Origin of the sequence: Croceibacterium ferulae (genome assembly GCF_003660445.1) — a bacterium.
GTDB lineage: Bacteria > Pseudomonadota > Alphaproteobacteria > Sphingomonadales > Sphingomonadaceae > Croceibacterium > Croceibacterium ferulae.
This window is the reverse complement of record NZ_QZVQ01000016.1, coordinates 1-15,186: the sequence shown is the minus strand read 5'-3', so window position 1 is coordinate 15,186 and position 15,186 is coordinate 1. Positions and strand designations below refer to the sequence as shown.

Sequence of the window (15,186 nt, the reverse complement as noted above, 5' to 3'; positions counted from 1 at the left end):
TGCCGGGTCTGCGTCGCATTGCCGGGCCTTCTTGGCTGTTGAAGCGTTGGGAAGACTGAACCTCACCATCGATCACCGGGGAGAATGCGCATGACGATTCCTGCCTACGGCGCCTATGCCGCCGACAAGCCGCTCGAGCCCATCCAGATCGAGCGCCGCGCGCCGGGCCCCAGTGACGTCCAGATCGAGATCGCCTATTGCGGGGTCTGCCACTCCGACCTGCACCAGGTCCGCTCCGAATGGGGCGGCACGTTCTATCCCTGCGTGCCCGGCCACGAGATCGTCGGCCAGGTCAGCGCGGTGGGCGAGCAGGTCACCCGGTTCAAGATCGGTGACACGGTGGGCGTTGGCTGCATGGTCGACAGCTGCCGTCAGTGTCCCTCATGCCAGGACGGCGAGGAGCAATATTGCACTGGGACCGGTTTCGTCGGCACCTACAATGGTGCGACCAACGACCCACCCTGCCACACGCTCGGCGGATATTCGCAACGGATCGTTGTGGACGAAAATTTCGTCCTCCACATTCGCCATCCCGAGGACCAGCTCGCCGCGGTCGCGCCGCTGCTCTGCGCCGGCATCACCACCTACTCGCCGCTGCGCCACTGGAACGTGGGGCCAGGGAAGAAGGTCGGCGTGGTGGGGATTGGCGGTTTAGGTCACATGGCGATCAAGATCGCCCACGCCATGGGCGCAAAAGTTGTCGCCTTCACCACGTCCGAGCGCAAGCGCGAGGACGCGATGAAGCTCGGGGCTGACGAGGTCATTAACTCGCGGAACGCCGAAGAGGTGGAGAGCCATGCAGGCAGCTTTGACTTCATCCTCGACACGGTCGCAGCAAGCCACGACCTCGACGCCCTCACCGTTCTCCTCAAACGTGACGGCACGCTGACGCTGGTTGGCGTTCCGGAGCATCCGCACCCGTCGCCTAATGTCGGTACCCTGATCTTTCAGCGCCGCGCGATCGCCGGATCGCTGATCGGCGGCATCGCCGAGACGCAGGAGATGCTCGATTTCTGTGCAAGCCACGGGATCGTCGCGGACGTGGAGATGATCCGCATCCAGCAGATCGACGAGGCTTACGACCGGATGCAGCGCAGCGACGTGAAGTACCGCTTCGTGATCGACAACAGCACGCTCGCGGCCTGACTGCCGTGGCTTGGTAAGGAGACGATCTCGATGAAGGTGATGGCGCTGCGATCGCCAGCCGGTCTCGATCGGTTGATCCTGGAAAATAAGCCCGATCCTGGGCAGCCTGGCCCAGGCGAAATCCGGGTCGCGCTGCACGGCAGCTCGCTGAACTTCCATGACTTGGGCGTCATCCTCGGCCGCATGCCGGCTGAGGATGGCCGCATTCCGCTCGCCGACGGAGCGGGTGTGGTCGAGAGCGTGGGCACTGGCGTGAGCGAGTTCGCGCCCGGCGATATGGTTGTGTCCTGCTTCTTCCCCGACTGGCAGGATGGCATGCCGACGATCGGCGACTTCAGCCGCACCCCCGGCGATGGGATCGATGGCTTCGCGCGGGAGCATGTGGTGCTTCCCGCCACAGCCTTCACCCGCGCACCAAAGGGCTATGACGCGGTCGAGGCGGCGACAATCACGACGGCAGGCTTGACCGCATGGCGGGCGCTTGTCGTCGACGGCAAGCTCAAGGCGGGCGACACGGTGCTGCTGCTCGGCACCGGCGGCGTGTCGATCTGGGCGCTCCAGATCGCAAAGCTGATGGGCGCGACCGTCGCGATCACCTCGTCCTCCGGCAAGAAGTTGGAACGGGCGCGAGAACTCGGCGCCGACTTCCTCGTGAACTATCGCGAGCAGCAGGATTGGGGCAGCGTCGTCCGCGAGTGGACGGGCGGCCGCGGCGTCGATCATGTGGTGGAAGTGGGTGGCCCGGGCACGCTCGGCCAGTCGATCGAAGCGGTGCGGGTCGGCGGCCATATCTCCCTGATCGGCGTGCTGACCGGCGGCGCGGGGGAGGTGCCAACGGCAGCCCTGATGGCCAAGCAGGCGCGCCTGCAGGGGTTGATCGTCGGAAGCCGGCGTGAACAGCAGGACTTCGTCCGTGCGCTGGACGCCGGCGGCATCCGCCCGGTGGTCGACCGGCGCTTTCCGCTCGAGCAGTTGGCCGAGGCGTTCCGGTTCGAGATGAGCGGCGAGCACTTCGGGAAAATCGGAGTCGAATGGTGACGGGCTCGGCATTGGTCGCAGGCGCTGCCGGGATCATCGGTGACGCCTTGATGCGCGAGCTGGATGGCAACGGGTGGAAGGTGCGTGGCCTGTCGCGCCGCAAACTGCGCGATCATGCGTCTATCCAGGCGGACCTCACCGACGCCGAGCGCACGGCCGCCGCGTTGCGCGAGGCGAGGGACACGACGCACCTGTTCTACGCGGCGCTTGCACCCGACCCCGATCTTGCCACCGAAGCGACGCGCAACGCCGCAATGCTCGGCAACCTGCTAGACGGGCTGGAGGCCGCAGGCGCTCCGCTTCAGCGCGTGATCATCTACCAGGGCTTCAAGATCTACGGCATCCATCTGGGCGCCAAGGTGCCGACGCCGGCCCGCGAGAGCGATCCGCCGCACATGCCACCAAACCTCTACATGGCGCAGGAGTCGGTGCTGCGCGAACGCGCCGCACGCAGCCGCTGGGACTATGTCGCCCTGCGGCCAGACGTGGTGGTCGGCGACATCTGCGGCAACCCGATGAACATCGCGCTGGTTGTGGGCGCCTTCGCCGAGATCAGCCGCGCGCTCGGTATTCCCCTGCGCTTTCCCGGCACTGACAAGGCCTACGGGCAGCTCGTCCAGTTCACCGATTCGCGCCTGCTTGCCCGTGCCAGCCTGTGGGCCGCGACCAGCGATCGCGCCGGCGGCGAGGCGTTCAACGTCACCGACGGCGACGTCTTCCGCTGGGAGCGGATGTGGAGCGATGTGGCGCGCCATCTGGATCTGGAGACCGCGTCGCCCGTGCCGCTGACGCTGACCCGGCACATGGCCGACAAGGGGCCGCTGTGGCGCACGCTGGCCGAGAGACACGGTCTGATCGAGCCAGAGCTCGTCCGTCTCATCGGCTGGGGCTTCGGCGACTTCATCTTCCACACCGAAACCGACGTCATCTCCGACGTGAACAAGATCTACGAGCATGGGTTCACCGAGCGGATGAACTCGACCGCCTCTCTGCTGAGCGCCATCGACAGCCTCAAGCGCCAGCGCATCCTTCCCTGATTTGAAGGACGACATATGGATCAGCATCCCGCCATCGCAGCCGATCGCGTCGCAGTCATAACCGGGGCTGCCAGCGGCATCGGTCTGGCGGTTGCCCAGAAGATGAGTGCCGCCGGCATGCGCCTCGTCCTCGCCGATGTCGACGAGGCTCGACTTCACGCGGCCGCCGAGGATCTGCGCGGGCAAGGCGCCGAGGTACGTTCGCTCCGGACGGACGTCAGCGATCGAACTCAGATCGAGGCGCTCAGGCAGGCCGCCGATGCGCTCGGCCCCGTATCGCTGCTGATGAACAATGCCGGGCGCGAGGGCGGCGGCGGTATCCTCGCGGGACCCGACATTTGGGAGCAGACGATCGCGACCAACCTGATGGGTGTAGTGTACGGCGTGCAGGCGTTCCTGCCCGGGATGATCGACGCAGATTGGCAATGCGCAATCGTCAACACGGGGTCCAAGCAGGGCATCACCCTTCCGCCCGGAGACACCGCGTACAACGTCAGCAAGGCGGGACTGAAGGCGTTCACGGAGTCACTCGCGCACGATCTGCTTGGCACCGGCGGACGCGTCAGTGCCCATCTGCTGATCCCAGGCTTCACCTACACCGGGTTTACCAGACGTCGCGGCGTTGCGGAGAAGCCGGCGGCCGCGTGGACCGCCGAGCAGGTCGCCGACTTCATGCTGGCGAGCATGGCGCAAGGCGACTTCTACATCCTGTGCCCGGACAATGACGTGACCCGCGCGGTCGACGAGCGCCGGATCGCCTGGGGTGCCGGCGACGTCATCGAGAACCGTCCGGCTCTGTCGCGCTGGCATCCCGATTATGCCGAGGCGTTCAAGGAGCACATGGAAGGCGGCGCAGCATGAAGGTCGGTTTCATCGGGCTCGGCCGGATGGGCAGCGCCATGGCGGCCAATCTCCTCAAGGCGGGTCACGACCTGGCGGTGTGGAACCGCTCACCGGAAAAACCCGATCCGCTTGTCGAGGCAGGTGCGCGGCGTGCGACGTCACCGCGCGACGCGGCCGATGCCGATGTCGTCATGTCTATGCTCGCCGACGATGCCGCCGCGGAAGCGGCGGTCTACGGTGAAGACGGCATTCTCGGCAGCGCCGCGATTCATGTCTCGCACAGCACGATCAGCGTCGCGCTCGCCGACCGGCTGGCAGCGGATCACCGGGGCGGCCGCGGGTTCATATCGGCCCCTGTCTTCGGCAGGCCGGTCGCCGCCGAGACGGGCCAGTTGGTCGTGGTCGCCGCGGGCCCCGCCGACCAGGTCGCGACGTGCGAGCCGCTGTTCATGGCCGTCGGACAGCGCCTGTTCCGGGTCGGCGCTCGGCCCTAAGATGCTGCTTGAAAGCCGACGTGAGCATCTCAGCTTTCAAAGCCGACTGCGGCTCGTTGAAATTTCCTACGAGCAGGCCCTACCGGATGGGTCCCGATAAGCGGGCCACAGCTTCGCCGATCCAGCGCGGGCGACCTTCCCTCCGGCCGTTCCGCGAGAACTTCTCCTACAATAGAGGAACCAGAAATTGTCCCTTGGGCCTGCGCGCCTAGGCAAAGCACGAGGCCTTCATGTTCGCCCGTATCCGCAATCTTTCCCTCGCAGCAAAAACGACTGCACTGACCATTTGCGCCTTGCTACTGCTGGCGACGGGCACATTCTTCGTCAGCGACGGTGCCGTTACCGACAATGCGGCCCGCACCGCTGCCGAGCGTCAAGAGACGAATATGAGGGTCGCCTGGGACGTTCTACGTAGTTACGGCTCGGAGTTCCGTCGCGAGGGCGATAAACTCTTCGTGGGCGACCAATTGCTTAACGATTGGAGCGAGCCGGTTGACAGAGTGAAGGCGCTGGTTGGCGGGACGGCTACCATCTTTATGGGTGACTTGCGCGTCACCAGCAATGTCAGGAAGCCCGACGGCACTCGTGCGATTGGTACAAGGCTGGCCGCCGGTGAAGCCCGCGACGCCGTACTGGGGCAAGGCACCCCCTATCGCGGGGAAGCCGACATCCTTGGCGAGACCTTCTACACCGCTTACGATCCAATTAAGAACGCCGCCGGCGAGACGATCGGTGTCCTTTACGTCGGCATTCCCAAGGCAGAGGTCACTGCGTCCATAAGCGATCTACGCCGCTCAATGGCGATCGCCTGCGTTCTCATTGCACTTGCCGCGGCCACACTGTGCTTCCTGGTCAATCGCGCCATGTTCCGCCCGCTCAGCCAAATGAACGGGGCGATGCAGCGCCTTGCCGCTGGTGAGACGGAAATTGATATTCCGGCCCGAGATCGGGGTGACGAGATCGGCCGCATGGGCACCGCACTTGAAGTCTTCCGGCAAGCAACCATCGCTAAGCAGGCTGCCGAGACAGCCAATGCCGCAGGCCAAGCAGATCGCGCTCGCGCGATGGATGCACTTGGCACTGCTCTTACCAGCTTGTCCGACGGCGACCTCACTATCCGGATCGCCGGCGACTTCCCGGCGGATTACGAGATGCTCGCAAGGGATTTCAACGGCGCCGTTGCCCATTTGCGTGAGCTTATCGGCTCAGTGATCGAGAGCTCCCACAGCCTTCGCACCGGCTCGAGCGAGATCGCACAAGCATCGGAAGACCTTGCTCGCCGCACGGAAAGCAACGCGGCAAGCCTGGAAGAGACCTCGGCTGCGCTGACCCAGATTGACGGTCGGATCAGGGCGACGGCCGAGGCCGCAGGCCGTACGGTGACCCGGGCCGATGAGGCAATCAGCACTGTGTCCGGCGGGCGTGGCGTCGCTGACGAAGCGGTTCAGGCGATGGGCCGCGTACGGGAAAGCGCCAAGGGCATCGACGAGGTGATCGAGGGCGTGGACAAGATTGCGTTCCAAACCCGCGTGCTGGCGATGAACGCAGCTGTGGAGGCGGGTCGGGCAGGTGATGCCGGCCGCGGCTTTGCGGTTGTGGCGGATCTTGTCAGCGCGCTGGCCATGCGCGCCGAAGAGGAGGCAAAGCGCGCGCGCGATCAGCTGACGCTCACGCAGACGGATATCGTTACGGCTGTTGAGGCGGTGCAGAAAGTGGACGGCGCCCTAGCCGGCATTTCTGAAGGCGTTGGCGAAGTGCACCAGCTGCTGGGCGGTATGGCGTCGGACAACCAGGCTCAGGCTGCGGCGATCAGCCAGATCAGCGCCGCTGTGAGCAGCATGGATCAGGCAACGCAGCAGAACGCCGCAATGGTCGAGGAAACCTCGGCTGCCGCACGAAACCTGAACACCGAGTCTGAAGCTCTGGCAGGCAAGGCCGGTCACTTCAGGATCATCGACGGGGTTAGCGAAGGTAAGCTCATGGCGAAGCCGGATGTCCTCACCCCAAAGGCTTCGGCCCTGAAGGGGAAAAAGCCGTCAAAGATCATGAAGACCAAGGCGAATGGCAGCGCCAATGGCCACTACGTCGCCTCGTCTGCCAGTGACGACTGGACGAACTTTTAACGTCGTTGGCGAATGTTGGACTGCTACGCTGTGCTCGGTGAATGATCGAGCTAGGCTCGCACGAGGATAGCGGCGAACTGAAGCAGCGCTGTGCCTTAGCGTCGGCAAACACATCTTCCTGACGAACCGAAAGCGGAAGCCGGTCAGTCCTCGGCCGCCGACCCTCCAGCGTGCGGATGGCCGGCCTCTCCGCCAGTCTCCTTTCAGTGCCCTGATGGATAGGCGGCGTATTGTGAGGCCGGCATGTCCGGCAGCGCCTTCACGAAGGCGGCTATGTTCCACAGCGTCTCGTCATCGTGCGTGCCGCCGAAGGCGGGCATGCCGGTCATCTTCGCGCCATGCTTGACGAGCCAGAAGACCTCGGTGTCGCTCCACTCGTCGGCCGCTCTGGCCAGAGCGGGCGGCTTTGGGCGCATGCCTTCGGCCCATTCGGCGCGGCCCTCGCCCACGCCGCCGTGGCAATGCGCGCACATCGCCTTGTACCCGCCCGCGCCCGCGGCGACCATCGCCGGGGTGAGTTCGGGCGCGGCGATGTCGCCTCCGTGCCCCTGCACCGAGTTGCGGAAGGTGGTATCGAGCGCCCAGGCGGTGATCGGGTTGTGTCGGTTCGTGGCCGCGACATTGTAGCCCCCCGTCAAGATCACCAGCAGCGCGATCAGGATGAGCAGCGCTAGCATGCCGAGCGCGCCCAGAAGAAGGCTCTTCCAGTCGATCGTCATTCGCCCTCCTCCGCCGTACCGATGCATTGGCGATAGCCGCGAAAGCCAAGTTCGTCCTGCGCGCCGGGAAGCATCACGATCATCTCGTGCTCGGGCAGCCCGGCATTGCCCTCGCCCTCCACCGGCCGCAACTGGACGTTGAGACCACCGTCGACGAAGCGCCGCCCGCCCGCCGCCGACAGCTCAATCAGCTTGCCATTGAGCTTGATCGCGCCTGACCCGCGCGGCCGGTAGAGGAAGGACGGTTCGCTCACCTCGGTCAGGCGGATGGCGCAGCGCCCCTCCAGCCCGCCCAGGGCGGCGATGTCGGCATCGGTCATCGTCTCCGGCTGCACGGCCTCGATCGCGATGCCGGACAGCGCCTCCGCCGCGCCCATGACCGGGGCGGGAGTGGGCGCTGCATCGATCTGCGCCTCGCGGTCATTGCCTGGCGCGATGTTCGAGTTGCACCCGGGGAGCATTGCCAACGCAACGGGGGCGCAAGCGAGGACCAACAGGCGCCTCACCGCCCGTCCTCCGGCGCATCGGCTGGCCGGGGCATCCGCTCCGCGGTGGGCAAGCCGTTCGCCTCGATATCGGCGATCAGGTACTTCATCTCGGCGATCTCGCGACGCTGGGCGAGGATGATGTCGCGCGCCAGCTCGCGCACGCGCGGATCGCGGATGTGGGCACGTTCGCTGGTCATGATGGCGATCGAGTGGTGCGGGATCATCGCCTTCATGTATTCGGCGTCGGTCACTGTGGTCTGGCTGCGCACCAGCCACAGCGCCAGCGCAAAAACGAAGGCCGCTACACCCAGAATGACGAGGTTCTTGGTGCGGTTCTGGTACATGCCCCACATGAACAGCAGCATGATCGCCATCATGCACGCGCCCATGACGAACGCCATCCAGAAGCGCGTCTCGCTCCAGAACACGTGGTCGATCGAGTAGGTGTTGAGGTACATCAGAACAAACATCACCACCGTGGAGGTCGCGATCATCGCCAGGAAGCGCCAGTACATGCCGCCTCCGTCGTGCTGATGGCCCTGCTGTTCGTGCTCTCCTTGCGGCACCTGCTGCTCCTCCTGTTTGCAGAACTAATGCCTGGAGGGGGGGAGGTTTCCGAGATTGCCGCTCTCAGGCACCGGTTTGCCGGTGACGGGTTTCATCGTCTCGCTGTCCCAGCGGGTGACGGGCGCGCCGGTCTCGTCGCGCTCCAGCACGCGCTCGTCCCATTCGATCACCCTACCTGATTGCTTGGCGCAGGACCATGGATGAAGCGTCCGCCGAGTAGGGCTTCTGGAGCAGCGGGAAGCCATGCGTGCTGCCCTTGGGAGGCTGCGATGAACGGCAGCTGTGGCCCTCAAACGCTCAAAAGCGGTCGGGCAGGAATCCACCCACTTTCAGCCATGCTGAGCAGGGCGACGCTCGTCTGAAAGCCGAAGTGCGGCTTCGCCCAGTTCCTGGCCAAGACCTGCCCCGATCGGCTTCCGCCCCAAGCCCGACTTACAGTGCCTTCTGGCACTCACCTGAAGGCTGTCGCCGGGTCGAGCAGCTTTTCGCTGGGCCGGTTTTCCTAAGCGCTCTTACGATTTGGTGACACCCTCCCGGCGTTCGAGGGGAAACTACCGCGCGTTAGCCAACGCCTCTAAAGCGGCGGCTATCTGTGCCTGGCTGTACGGCTTCTGCAGCACGGGCACGTTACTGAAGCCCTTTCCCACTCCCTGGAGCCCATATCCCGTGGCGAAGACATAGCGCGCGCCGCGCTGCTGTAGCGCACTCGCGACTGGGAAGCTTTTTTCCCCATGTATGTTCACATCCAAGATCGCGGCGTCGACCTCCAAGCGCCGGACGAGATCCAACGCCTCATTCAGCCGGCTCGCGAGCCCGACAACAACGCAGCCAAGATCAATGAGGATGTCCTCCAACGTCATCGCGATAAGCGGCTCGTCTTCGACGATAAGGACGCGCATGCCGGTAAGAACGCTCACGCGATCAAGCCTGGAAGGGGCGCATCGACGTCGCAGATCAATCCTTCTGCGCGAAAGTCCAGCCTGACTTTACCTCCAAGTTCACTTGCAAGCGCCCGCTGAAGCATGCGCGTACCGAATCCATGTCGTGACGGCGGTGTTACCTTCGGACCACCGCGCTCGATCCAATACAGGCGTAAGCGCTGCTCGGCGCCGATTGGTTGTATTTTCCACGATACCTCCACGCGCCCCTCTGGCGACGTGAGGGCACCATACTTCGCTGCATTGGTCGCCAGCTCGTTCATGGCAAGGGTTAAGGTCACCGCAGTCTTCGGTGCGATCTGAAAGTCAGTGCCATCTATTGCCCAGCGGCCAGTCCCGGCTCGGAACGGCTTCAGCGCGTCCTTCACCAGGGCCACAATAGAGACTGACTCCCATCTTTGCTCCGTCAGCAGGTTGTGCGCGCCTGCGAGCGCAGCCAAGCGTCCTTCGAAAGCAGCACGGGCCTCTGCGGTGGCAACTTCCCCTTTGAACGTCTGCTGAGCAATGCTTTGGATGATGGCAAGCGTGTTCTTAACCCTGTGGTTCAGCTCATCGACAAGCAGCCGCTGGTGCTCCTCCGCTCGCTTACGCTCGGAGATGTCCTGTACCTCGATGATCGTACCGACGGTTTTCGATCCTTCATCCCGCACGGGGCTTGCGGTGAAGGCGACCGGGTAGAAGCGGCCATCCTTGTGAACGAACACCTCCTCCCCTTGCTGGTTGTTGTTCTGAGGAAAGGCACGATCAATCGCACATTCGTGAAGTGGAAAGTGGCTGCCGTCCGGACGCGTATGATGAATGACGTCGTGAAGGGGACGGCCCTGCGTCTCGTGCAAACTAAAGCCCGTCAGGCGTTCCGCTGCGGCATTCATGTAAACACAGTGCTGGTTTGCATCCATGAGAAAAATCGCGACCGACGCATTGTTCAGGACAGCATTGAGCCTGCGCTGAGTTTCCGCCAAAGCGCCAAGCGCCGATTTTTCCTCGGTGACGTCAAAACTCACTCCTACGTATCCTGCAAGCGCGCCATCCTCCTGGAACCGCGGCTTCCCCTCGCAGTGTAGCCACAGCAATGCGCCGGAAGCCGATATGAAGCGCGCCTCGGCCTTAAAGGACTCTCTAGCGGCGAGCGCCCGCATGAGCTCAGAGTGAAACGCATCTACATCGTCTGGATGGACAACGCGGCGCCAACCAAAGCTATGCAGCGTCTCCACTTCGCAGCCGAAAACATCTTCGTGACGTTTGTTGACGAAGACGAGTTCGCCGCTTTCGTTCGCCTGCCACATGAGGGCGGGAGAGCTGTCCGCGATGATCTGAAAGTGGGCCTCGCTTTCACGGAGGCTTTGCTCAGATTGCTTTCGCTCAGTGATGTCGCGCAGAAATCCAAGGAAGTATGTCTCTCCGTCCATCGTGACTGGAGAGATCGACAACTCCACTGAGCACTCGTGGCCCGCCTTGTGGAGTGCAGCTATTTCGATGCGACGGCCGAGCACCGGGCCCGTGCCAGTCTCCAGGTATCGCTGCACTCCTTCGATGTGGGCTGTGCGATAACGCGGCGGGACGATCAGGTCCGTCATGGGGTGACCCACTGCTTCCTCGCGAGACCAACCAAATGTTGCTTCTGCGGCGGTGTTCCAGTCCGCTACCACACCGTCAGCCCGCATAATTACGACAGCATCCAGGGCAGAATCGAGCACTGGCTGCAGGGCACTCGCACTTGCAGATGTTGCGCGGCGGTGGAGATCGCTATCTTGCATCAAACTTCACCCGCCCGAGGAACGCACGCTTTTCCGTCCTCCGGCAGCCCCTAAAACAACAGAAGCAGGAAAGCGATGCCCGGTAAGCACTTAGCCCGCTTTATTTCCTCTGAATGGTCCGGACCAGAAGTGCACTTGAGAGATGTCCCGGGCAGTCCAGCCCTCATCCGCGGGCGGAGGAAGTCGGCGAAAACTCAGTAGCTTTGTTCGCACTGAATCCGCTGAACATTGTGAGGCGCCAGGGGGTCGCTCTCATTCGAAATTTTGTGGTTGCGCGGAACGCCTTCTGAGCGGTGTCTTTAGGGTATACCTTTAGAAGACCGGGTACAAAGCGGTCTCTTTTCCGTCCCAAAGCGATTCAAAACGGACTAAACCGAAACGGACCATCTAAAAAGGACCGTAAGTGTTCGTCCGAGCTTATCTGCGTGCTTCAACTGCCGAACAGGACGCAACTCGCACCCGCTCCGCTCTTGATGCTTTCGCCGCGGCGCACGGCTTTCGGATAGCAGCCCGCTATATCGAGAATGAGAGCGGCAGCCGCCTTGCCCGTCCAGAGCTGTTTCGGCTGCTTGATGATTGCGGGCCGGGCGATGTGTTGCTTGTCGAACAGATTGATCGCTTGTCCCGCCTCGGTTCTGGCGACTGGGCGAAGCTCCGCGCAGAGATCGAGACCCGCCAGATCCGTGTTGTCTCACTAGATCTGCCGACATCCTGGAACCTGGTCACGCCGCCGGACGAGTTCACCGCCCGCATGTTCACAGCTGTGAACAGCATGATGCTCGATGTCCTCGCCGCAGTCGCCCGCAAGGATTACGATGATCGTCGGCGTCGGCAGGGGGAGGGCGTTCAACGCGCCAAGACTGCCGGCCTCTATAAAGGGCGTCGGGAGAACGTCGACCGCAACGCCGCGATCGCGCGGTCCTTGCGCGACGGTCAGACCTGGAGGGAGATCATGAACGCCACTGGCTGCAGCCGCACGCTCCTCGCAAAGATCGCCCGCAGATTGCAGGAGGACGCCATCTGAAGCGCCGCAACCAGCTCTCACGCGAACCGAGGCAAGATTGACCGCCGGATCCGGTCTGGTTGCCTAGAGATTATCGACTTTGATTGTATTGCGTGCATGTTCCCACGAATTACGGCTAACGGGTGTCGGTCACTCGAAGATGACGCTCGAAGATCGGCTGCGCTTAGGTTTGTTGCGATCTGACCTACAACCAGCTGTTAACCTCTGCGTTCTAGTTTGACCCAGCTATCACGATCGGGTTGGCGGCTATGGATACGATTATCTTAGAGCTTCGAAGCGTTATCGATGATCGATCTGGCGATGCCTGCGGTGCCTGGATCGAAGTTCATCAAGCACTGCCAAATGGCCGTAAAACCGATCTGTCTTTCGCCGCCGGGTCGCTCAACAAAACAGCTGACGCGGTAGCGCTCGGCCGTGATGTAGTATTCTAAAGCTTAGCGTCCGTTGACCTACCAGCCACAAGCATCATAACAGTGGGGCGTCTGAAGATTAGGTTGGCAACGCTCCTTGCATTGATGGGGTGGACCCTGGAGCGGGATGAAGATCAGCATATATGCAACAGCCCGAGAAGGCTTTGACGCTCCCCCCAACAGGGCTGATGACCTACGCTGCTGGGGACCGTAACCCGCGCGCGATGATCGACCCGACTGCCACAAACACCTTATCCGCGCGCAAACGGTGGATCGAGCAGCTGCCGGTCGCGCGCAATCGTCCGGTGCTCGGCGCAGTCATAACGCTCTGTCTGGTTGCTGCGGCATTGCTGCTGCGGATTGTCGCCGATCCGCAGCTGCCATCCGGCTTTCCCTATGTGACGTTCTTCCCGGCCGTGATTGTCACATCGTTCCTCTTCGGTGTGCGCCTGGGCTGCGTTTCGGCGCTGCTGAGCGGTCTGCTAGCCTGGTACTTCTTCATTCCGCCGGCTTATGGCTTTGCGCTAACTCACGGAGCAGGTTTTGCGCTGGCTTTCTACGTCCTTGTAGTCGCAACGGACTTGGCGCTGGTTCACTGGATGCAAGCCGCTAACAGCCAGCTTGCTCGCGAGCGCGAAAACAACCGGCAGCTTGCGGAGATGCGCGAAGTGCTCTTCCACGAGCTGCAGCACCGGGTGTCCAACAACCTGCAGGTCGCAGCTGGCTTGTTGACGATGCAGAAACGTCAGCTTGCCGACGCCGACGCCAGAGCAGCTTTGGACGAAGCTGGTGCCCGCCTCGCCCTTGTAGGGCGCATCAGCCGACAGCTTTACGATCCGTCGGGTGCGGCTCAGCCCCTGGTGCCATTCTTAGCTGAGCTATGTCGTGGCGTAGTTGATGCAAGTGGCCGCACTGATGTCGATTTACAGGTGAGTGGCGATGAGCACCTGCGACTTCAACCCGACGCTGCCGTGCCAACGGCACTGATTGTCGCTGAAGCGGTCGCTAATGCTATCGAGCACGGCTTTGCCGATGGCAGAGCGGGGCACCTTGAAGTGCAGGTCAGGCGCGATCAGGAGGGAAGCCTTGAGGTGCTGATCCACAATGATGGATATGGCTTGCCTGCCGACTTCGACCTTGGAGCAAGTACCAGTTTGGGTCTGCGGATTGCGGTAATGCTCGCACAAGGACAATCCGGCCGCTTCGATCTTGGCAGGCGTGAAGCCGCGACCGTGGCGACCCTGACCCTTCCAGCTAATCTGCTGACGGTGGAGCGCTAGCCACATCATAGCCGGCGATTAGCCTGAGGGTGATGTACCGGCACCATCGCCATCAACAGATGCCAACCAACGCGTTTCCGAGGCTGCGGCGGCACGTTAGCAGCCATCCGGCGCACCTGATAATCTGTGCGCCTGCCCCTCAGCTGCGTGCCGGCTGATCGACTCAGGCCGGCGTGGCCTAGAGTTGTCTAAGCCGCCGGAACCTCAGCGGTTGTGTTCGTTTCTGATCTGATGCCTGAACAAACAAAAACCGTGGTACTCGTGGTCGAGGACGAGCCGCTCATCCTGATGGATGCCATGCAGACCTTTGAGGATGCCGGGTTCGACGTCATTGACGCCTTTAACGTAGATCATGCTCTGGTTCGCCTGGACGAACGCCCCGACATCAGTGCCGTGTTCACTGACGTCGACATGCCAGGGCGTTTCAACGGGGTCGAGCTTGCGCGCATGGTGCATGATCGGCGCCCGGACGCGGTCATCATCGTCACATCCGGCGCTGTCGCCGTGCGCCGAGATGATTTGCCGGAACGCAGTCAATTCATCCCCAAACCTTACCGTGGTGAAAAGGTGGCCAGTCTAATCGCGGAGCTGCTGGCATAGCCGATCAGCGTGTGAGTATTGCGTTCCGATGTAACGTAAGAGGCCCCATCACTGCGAAACATATCGGACCAGTCTTGTGAGACTTGTCAGGATGGAGCTTCGGCGTGGGTCAGTAGGGAGGGCAGGGAGCGCCCGCTGAACGATCCTCCTTCGTGCACCCGTATGATAAATTCTCATGGTGAGCCGCCTCAAGTAGCGTCGTCGGAAACGTACGTGCGGCCACAGGACTCGAGCGTGTTATGCTCACGGACCGGTGCCTCCTCCACGATGTTCATAGCGACAAAGGCCCTTGCCCAAGGCGCTCATGCGCATCCGTACGTTTCTACCCGAAAGATATTATTCGTTCAGCCTGCGAATGCACCCGAGCGGAACTGCATCGCCGTTGTCGAACGACGGCGGTACCGCAAGGCAGCACCGAGTACGCCGAAGCCGATGCACATCATGGCCCCACTCGCCGGCTCTGGTCCCGCCTGGACGGCGGTAAGCCCAAACTGCTGCTTAATGTCGCGGTAGCCTGCGGCTTGGACGGCCGCGGTCGGGTGGACACCGTCGAAGGAGAAAAAACCAGCACAACCCGTTGCCTGCGCACCTGCCGCGATGCAGGTCGTGTCGGTCCGCAGGGGCGGCAGACCAAAGGAGGCCGGGTCCGTCAGTACGCTCTGATTGAAGTCGCTAAGACTGTAGAACAGGAAATCGGTGTCGTCGCTCAGCGCAAGGTTGGC

At 62.6% G+C, this 15,186-nt stretch carries 17 protein-coding genes; 10 read left to right on the top strand and 7 right to left on the bottom strand.

Annotated elements, in window-relative coordinates; translation table 11 throughout:
- Nucleotides 1-90 precede the first annotated feature (90 nt).
- From D5S08_RS15060 to D5S08_RS15035, 6 genes are all read left to right on the top strand, one after another.
- On the top strand, nt 91-1,146 hold the full coding sequence (locus D5S08_RS15060; RefSeq protein ID WP_121120052.1) for an NAD(P)-dependent alcohol dehydrogenase: 1,056 nt from the start codon (nt 91-93) through the stop codon (nt 1,144-1,146).
- Nucleotides 1,147-1,176: 30 nt separating this feature from the next.
- Entirely contained in the window at nt 1,177-2,184 is a 1,008-nt protein-coding gene (locus D5S08_RS15055) for a zinc-dependent alcohol dehydrogenase family protein (protein WP_121120023.1), read from the top strand.
- Nucleotides 2,178-3,221 (top strand): SDR family oxidoreductase, encoded by a 1,044-nt coding sequence (locus tag D5S08_RS15050; RefSeq protein ID WP_121120022.1) that lies wholly within the window; start codon nt 2,178-2,180, stop codon nt 3,219-3,221. The genes D5S08_RS15055 and D5S08_RS15050 overlap by 7 nt, the downstream gene beginning before the upstream one ends.
- Nucleotides 3,222-3,236: 15 nt before the next feature.
- Nucleotides 3,237-4,082, top strand: a complete 846-nt coding sequence (locus D5S08_RS15045; RefSeq protein WP_121120021.1) for an SDR family NAD(P)-dependent oxidoreductase — start codon at nt 3,237-3,239, stop codon at nt 4,080-4,082.
- A complete protein-coding gene (locus tag D5S08_RS15040; protein WP_121120020.1) occupies nt 4,079-4,558 on the top strand; it encodes an NAD(P)-dependent oxidoreductase in 480 nt (159 codons plus the stop codon). The genes D5S08_RS15045 and D5S08_RS15040 overlap by 4 nt, the downstream gene beginning before the upstream one ends.
- A 230-nt stretch (nt 4,559-4,788) precedes the next feature.
- The gene (locus D5S08_RS15035) at nt 4,789-6,681 is read left to right on the top strand and encodes a methyl-accepting chemotaxis protein (RefSeq protein ID WP_121120019.1); all 1,893 of its coding nucleotides are present in this window, start codon (nt 4,789-4,791) and stop codon (nt 6,679-6,681) included.
- A 203-nt stretch (nt 6,682-6,884) separates the two neighbouring features.
- On the opposite strand, the gene D5S08_RS15030 is transcribed toward D5S08_RS15035, so the two are convergent.
- From D5S08_RS15030 to D5S08_RS15010, 6 genes are all read right to left on the bottom strand, one after another.
- The gene (locus D5S08_RS15030; RefSeq protein ID WP_121120018.1) at nt 6,885-7,400 is read right to left on the bottom strand and encodes a c-type cytochrome; all 516 of its coding nucleotides are present in this window, start codon (nt 7,398-7,400) and stop codon (nt 6,885-6,887) included.
- The gene (locus D5S08_RS15025; RefSeq protein ID WP_121120017.1) at nt 7,397-7,861 is read right to left on the bottom strand and encodes a DUF6692 family protein; all 465 of its coding nucleotides are present in this window, start codon (nt 7,859-7,861) and stop codon (nt 7,397-7,399) included. Before D5S08_RS15025 ends, D5S08_RS15030 begins: the two co-directional genes overlap by 4 nt.
- Before the next feature lie 41 nt (nt 7,862-7,902).
- A complete protein-coding gene (locus D5S08_RS15020; protein ID WP_121120051.1) occupies nt 7,903-8,382 on the bottom strand; it encodes a DUF305 domain-containing protein in 480 nt (159 codons plus the stop codon).
- 96 nt (nt 8,383-8,478) lie between these two features.
- On the bottom strand, nt 8,479-8,625 hold the full coding sequence (locus D5S08_RS16780) for a hypothetical protein (protein WP_155522987.1): 147 nt from the start codon (nt 8,623-8,625) through the stop codon (nt 8,479-8,481).
- Nucleotides 8,626-9,006: 381 nt separating this feature from the next.
- Nucleotides 9,007-9,372, bottom strand: coding sequence for a response regulator (locus D5S08_RS15015; protein WP_241557456.1), 366 nt, complete (start codon nt 9,370-9,372; stop codon nt 9,007-9,009).
- A complete protein-coding gene (locus tag D5S08_RS15010) occupies nt 9,369-11,150 on the bottom strand; it encodes a sensor histidine kinase (RefSeq protein WP_121120015.1) in 1,782 nt (593 codons plus the stop codon). The genes D5S08_RS15015 and D5S08_RS15010 overlap by 4 nt, the downstream gene beginning before the upstream one ends.
- A gap of 403 nt (nt 11,151-11,553) precedes the next feature.
- On the opposite strand from D5S08_RS15010, the gene D5S08_RS15005 reads away from it, so the two are divergent.
- From D5S08_RS15005 to D5S08_RS14995, 4 genes are all read left to right on the top strand, one after another.
- The gene (locus D5S08_RS15005; protein WP_121120013.1) at nt 11,554-12,174 is read left to right on the top strand and encodes a recombinase family protein; all 621 of its coding nucleotides are present in this window, start codon (nt 11,554-11,556) and stop codon (nt 12,172-12,174) included.
- Nucleotides 12,175-12,422: 248 nt separating this feature from the next.
- The gene (locus tag D5S08_RS16560) at nt 12,423-12,605 is read left to right on the top strand and encodes a hypothetical protein (RefSeq protein ID WP_126665602.1); all 183 of its coding nucleotides are present in this window, start codon (nt 12,423-12,425) and stop codon (nt 12,603-12,605) included.
- A 203-nt stretch (nt 12,606-12,808) separates the two neighbouring features.
- Nucleotides 12,809-13,864 (top strand): sensor histidine kinase, encoded by a 1,056-nt coding sequence (locus tag D5S08_RS15000; RefSeq protein WP_121120050.1) that lies wholly within the window; start codon nt 12,809-12,811, stop codon nt 13,862-13,864.
- 213 nt (nt 13,865-14,077) lie between these two features.
- Nucleotides 14,078-14,464, top strand: a complete 387-nt coding sequence (locus tag D5S08_RS14995; RefSeq protein WP_206610362.1) for a response regulator — start codon at nt 14,078-14,080, stop codon at nt 14,462-14,464.
- Between the two features lie 344 nt (nt 14,465-14,808).
- On the opposite strand, the gene D5S08_RS14990 is transcribed toward D5S08_RS14995, so the two are convergent.
- The coding region (locus tag D5S08_RS14990; RefSeq protein ID WP_121120009.1) for a PEP-CTERM sorting domain-containing protein at nt 14,809-15,186 on the bottom strand (378 nt) is incomplete at its 5' end.

Excerpts from the sequence above, each read along its gene's own strand:
- D5S08_RS15045 (WP_121120021.1), top strand. The coding sequence starts at position 3,237 with ATGGATCAGCATCCCGCCATCGCAGCCGATCGCGTCGCAGTCATAACC.
- D5S08_RS15055 (WP_121120023.1), top strand. The coding sequence starts at position 1,177 with ATGAAGGTGATGGCGCTGCGATCGCCAGCCGGTCTCGATCGGTTGATC.
- D5S08_RS15040 (WP_121120020.1), top strand. The coding sequence starts at position 4,079 with ATGAAGGTCGGTTTCATCGGGCTCGGCCGGATGGGCAGCGCCATGGCG.
- D5S08_RS15030 (WP_121120018.1), bottom strand. The coding sequence starts at position 7,400 with ATGACGATCGACTGGAAGAGCCTTCTTCTGGGCGCGCTCGGCATGCTA.
- D5S08_RS15060 (WP_121120052.1), top strand. The coding sequence starts at position 91 with ATGACGATTCCTGCCTACGGCGCCTATGCCGCCGACAAGCCGCTCGAG.
- D5S08_RS15020 (WP_121120051.1), bottom strand. The coding sequence starts at position 8,382 with ATGATCGCGACCTCCACGGTGGTGATGTTTGTTCTGATGTACCTCAAC.
- D5S08_RS15035 (WP_121120019.1), top strand. The coding sequence starts at position 4,789 with ATGTTCGCCCGTATCCGCAATCTTTCCCTCGCAGCAAAAACGACTGCA.
- D5S08_RS16560 (WP_126665602.1), top strand. The coding sequence starts at position 12,423 with ATGGATACGATTATCTTAGAGCTTCGAAGCGTTATCGATGATCGATCT.
- D5S08_RS15025 (WP_121120017.1), bottom strand. The coding sequence starts at position 7,861 with ATGCTCCCCGGGTGCAACTCGAACATCGCGCCAGGCAATGACCGCGAG.
- D5S08_RS15050 (WP_121120022.1), top strand. The coding sequence starts at position 2,178 with ATGGTGACGGGCTCGGCATTGGTCGCAGGCGCTGCCGGGATCATCGGT.
- D5S08_RS15000 (WP_121120050.1), top strand. The coding sequence starts at position 12,809 with ATGATCGACCCGACTGCCACAAACACCTTATCCGCGCGCAAACGGTGG.
- D5S08_RS15010 (WP_121120015.1), bottom strand. The coding sequence starts at position 11,150 with ATGCAAGATAGCGATCTCCACCGCCGCGCAACATCTGCAAGTGCGAGT.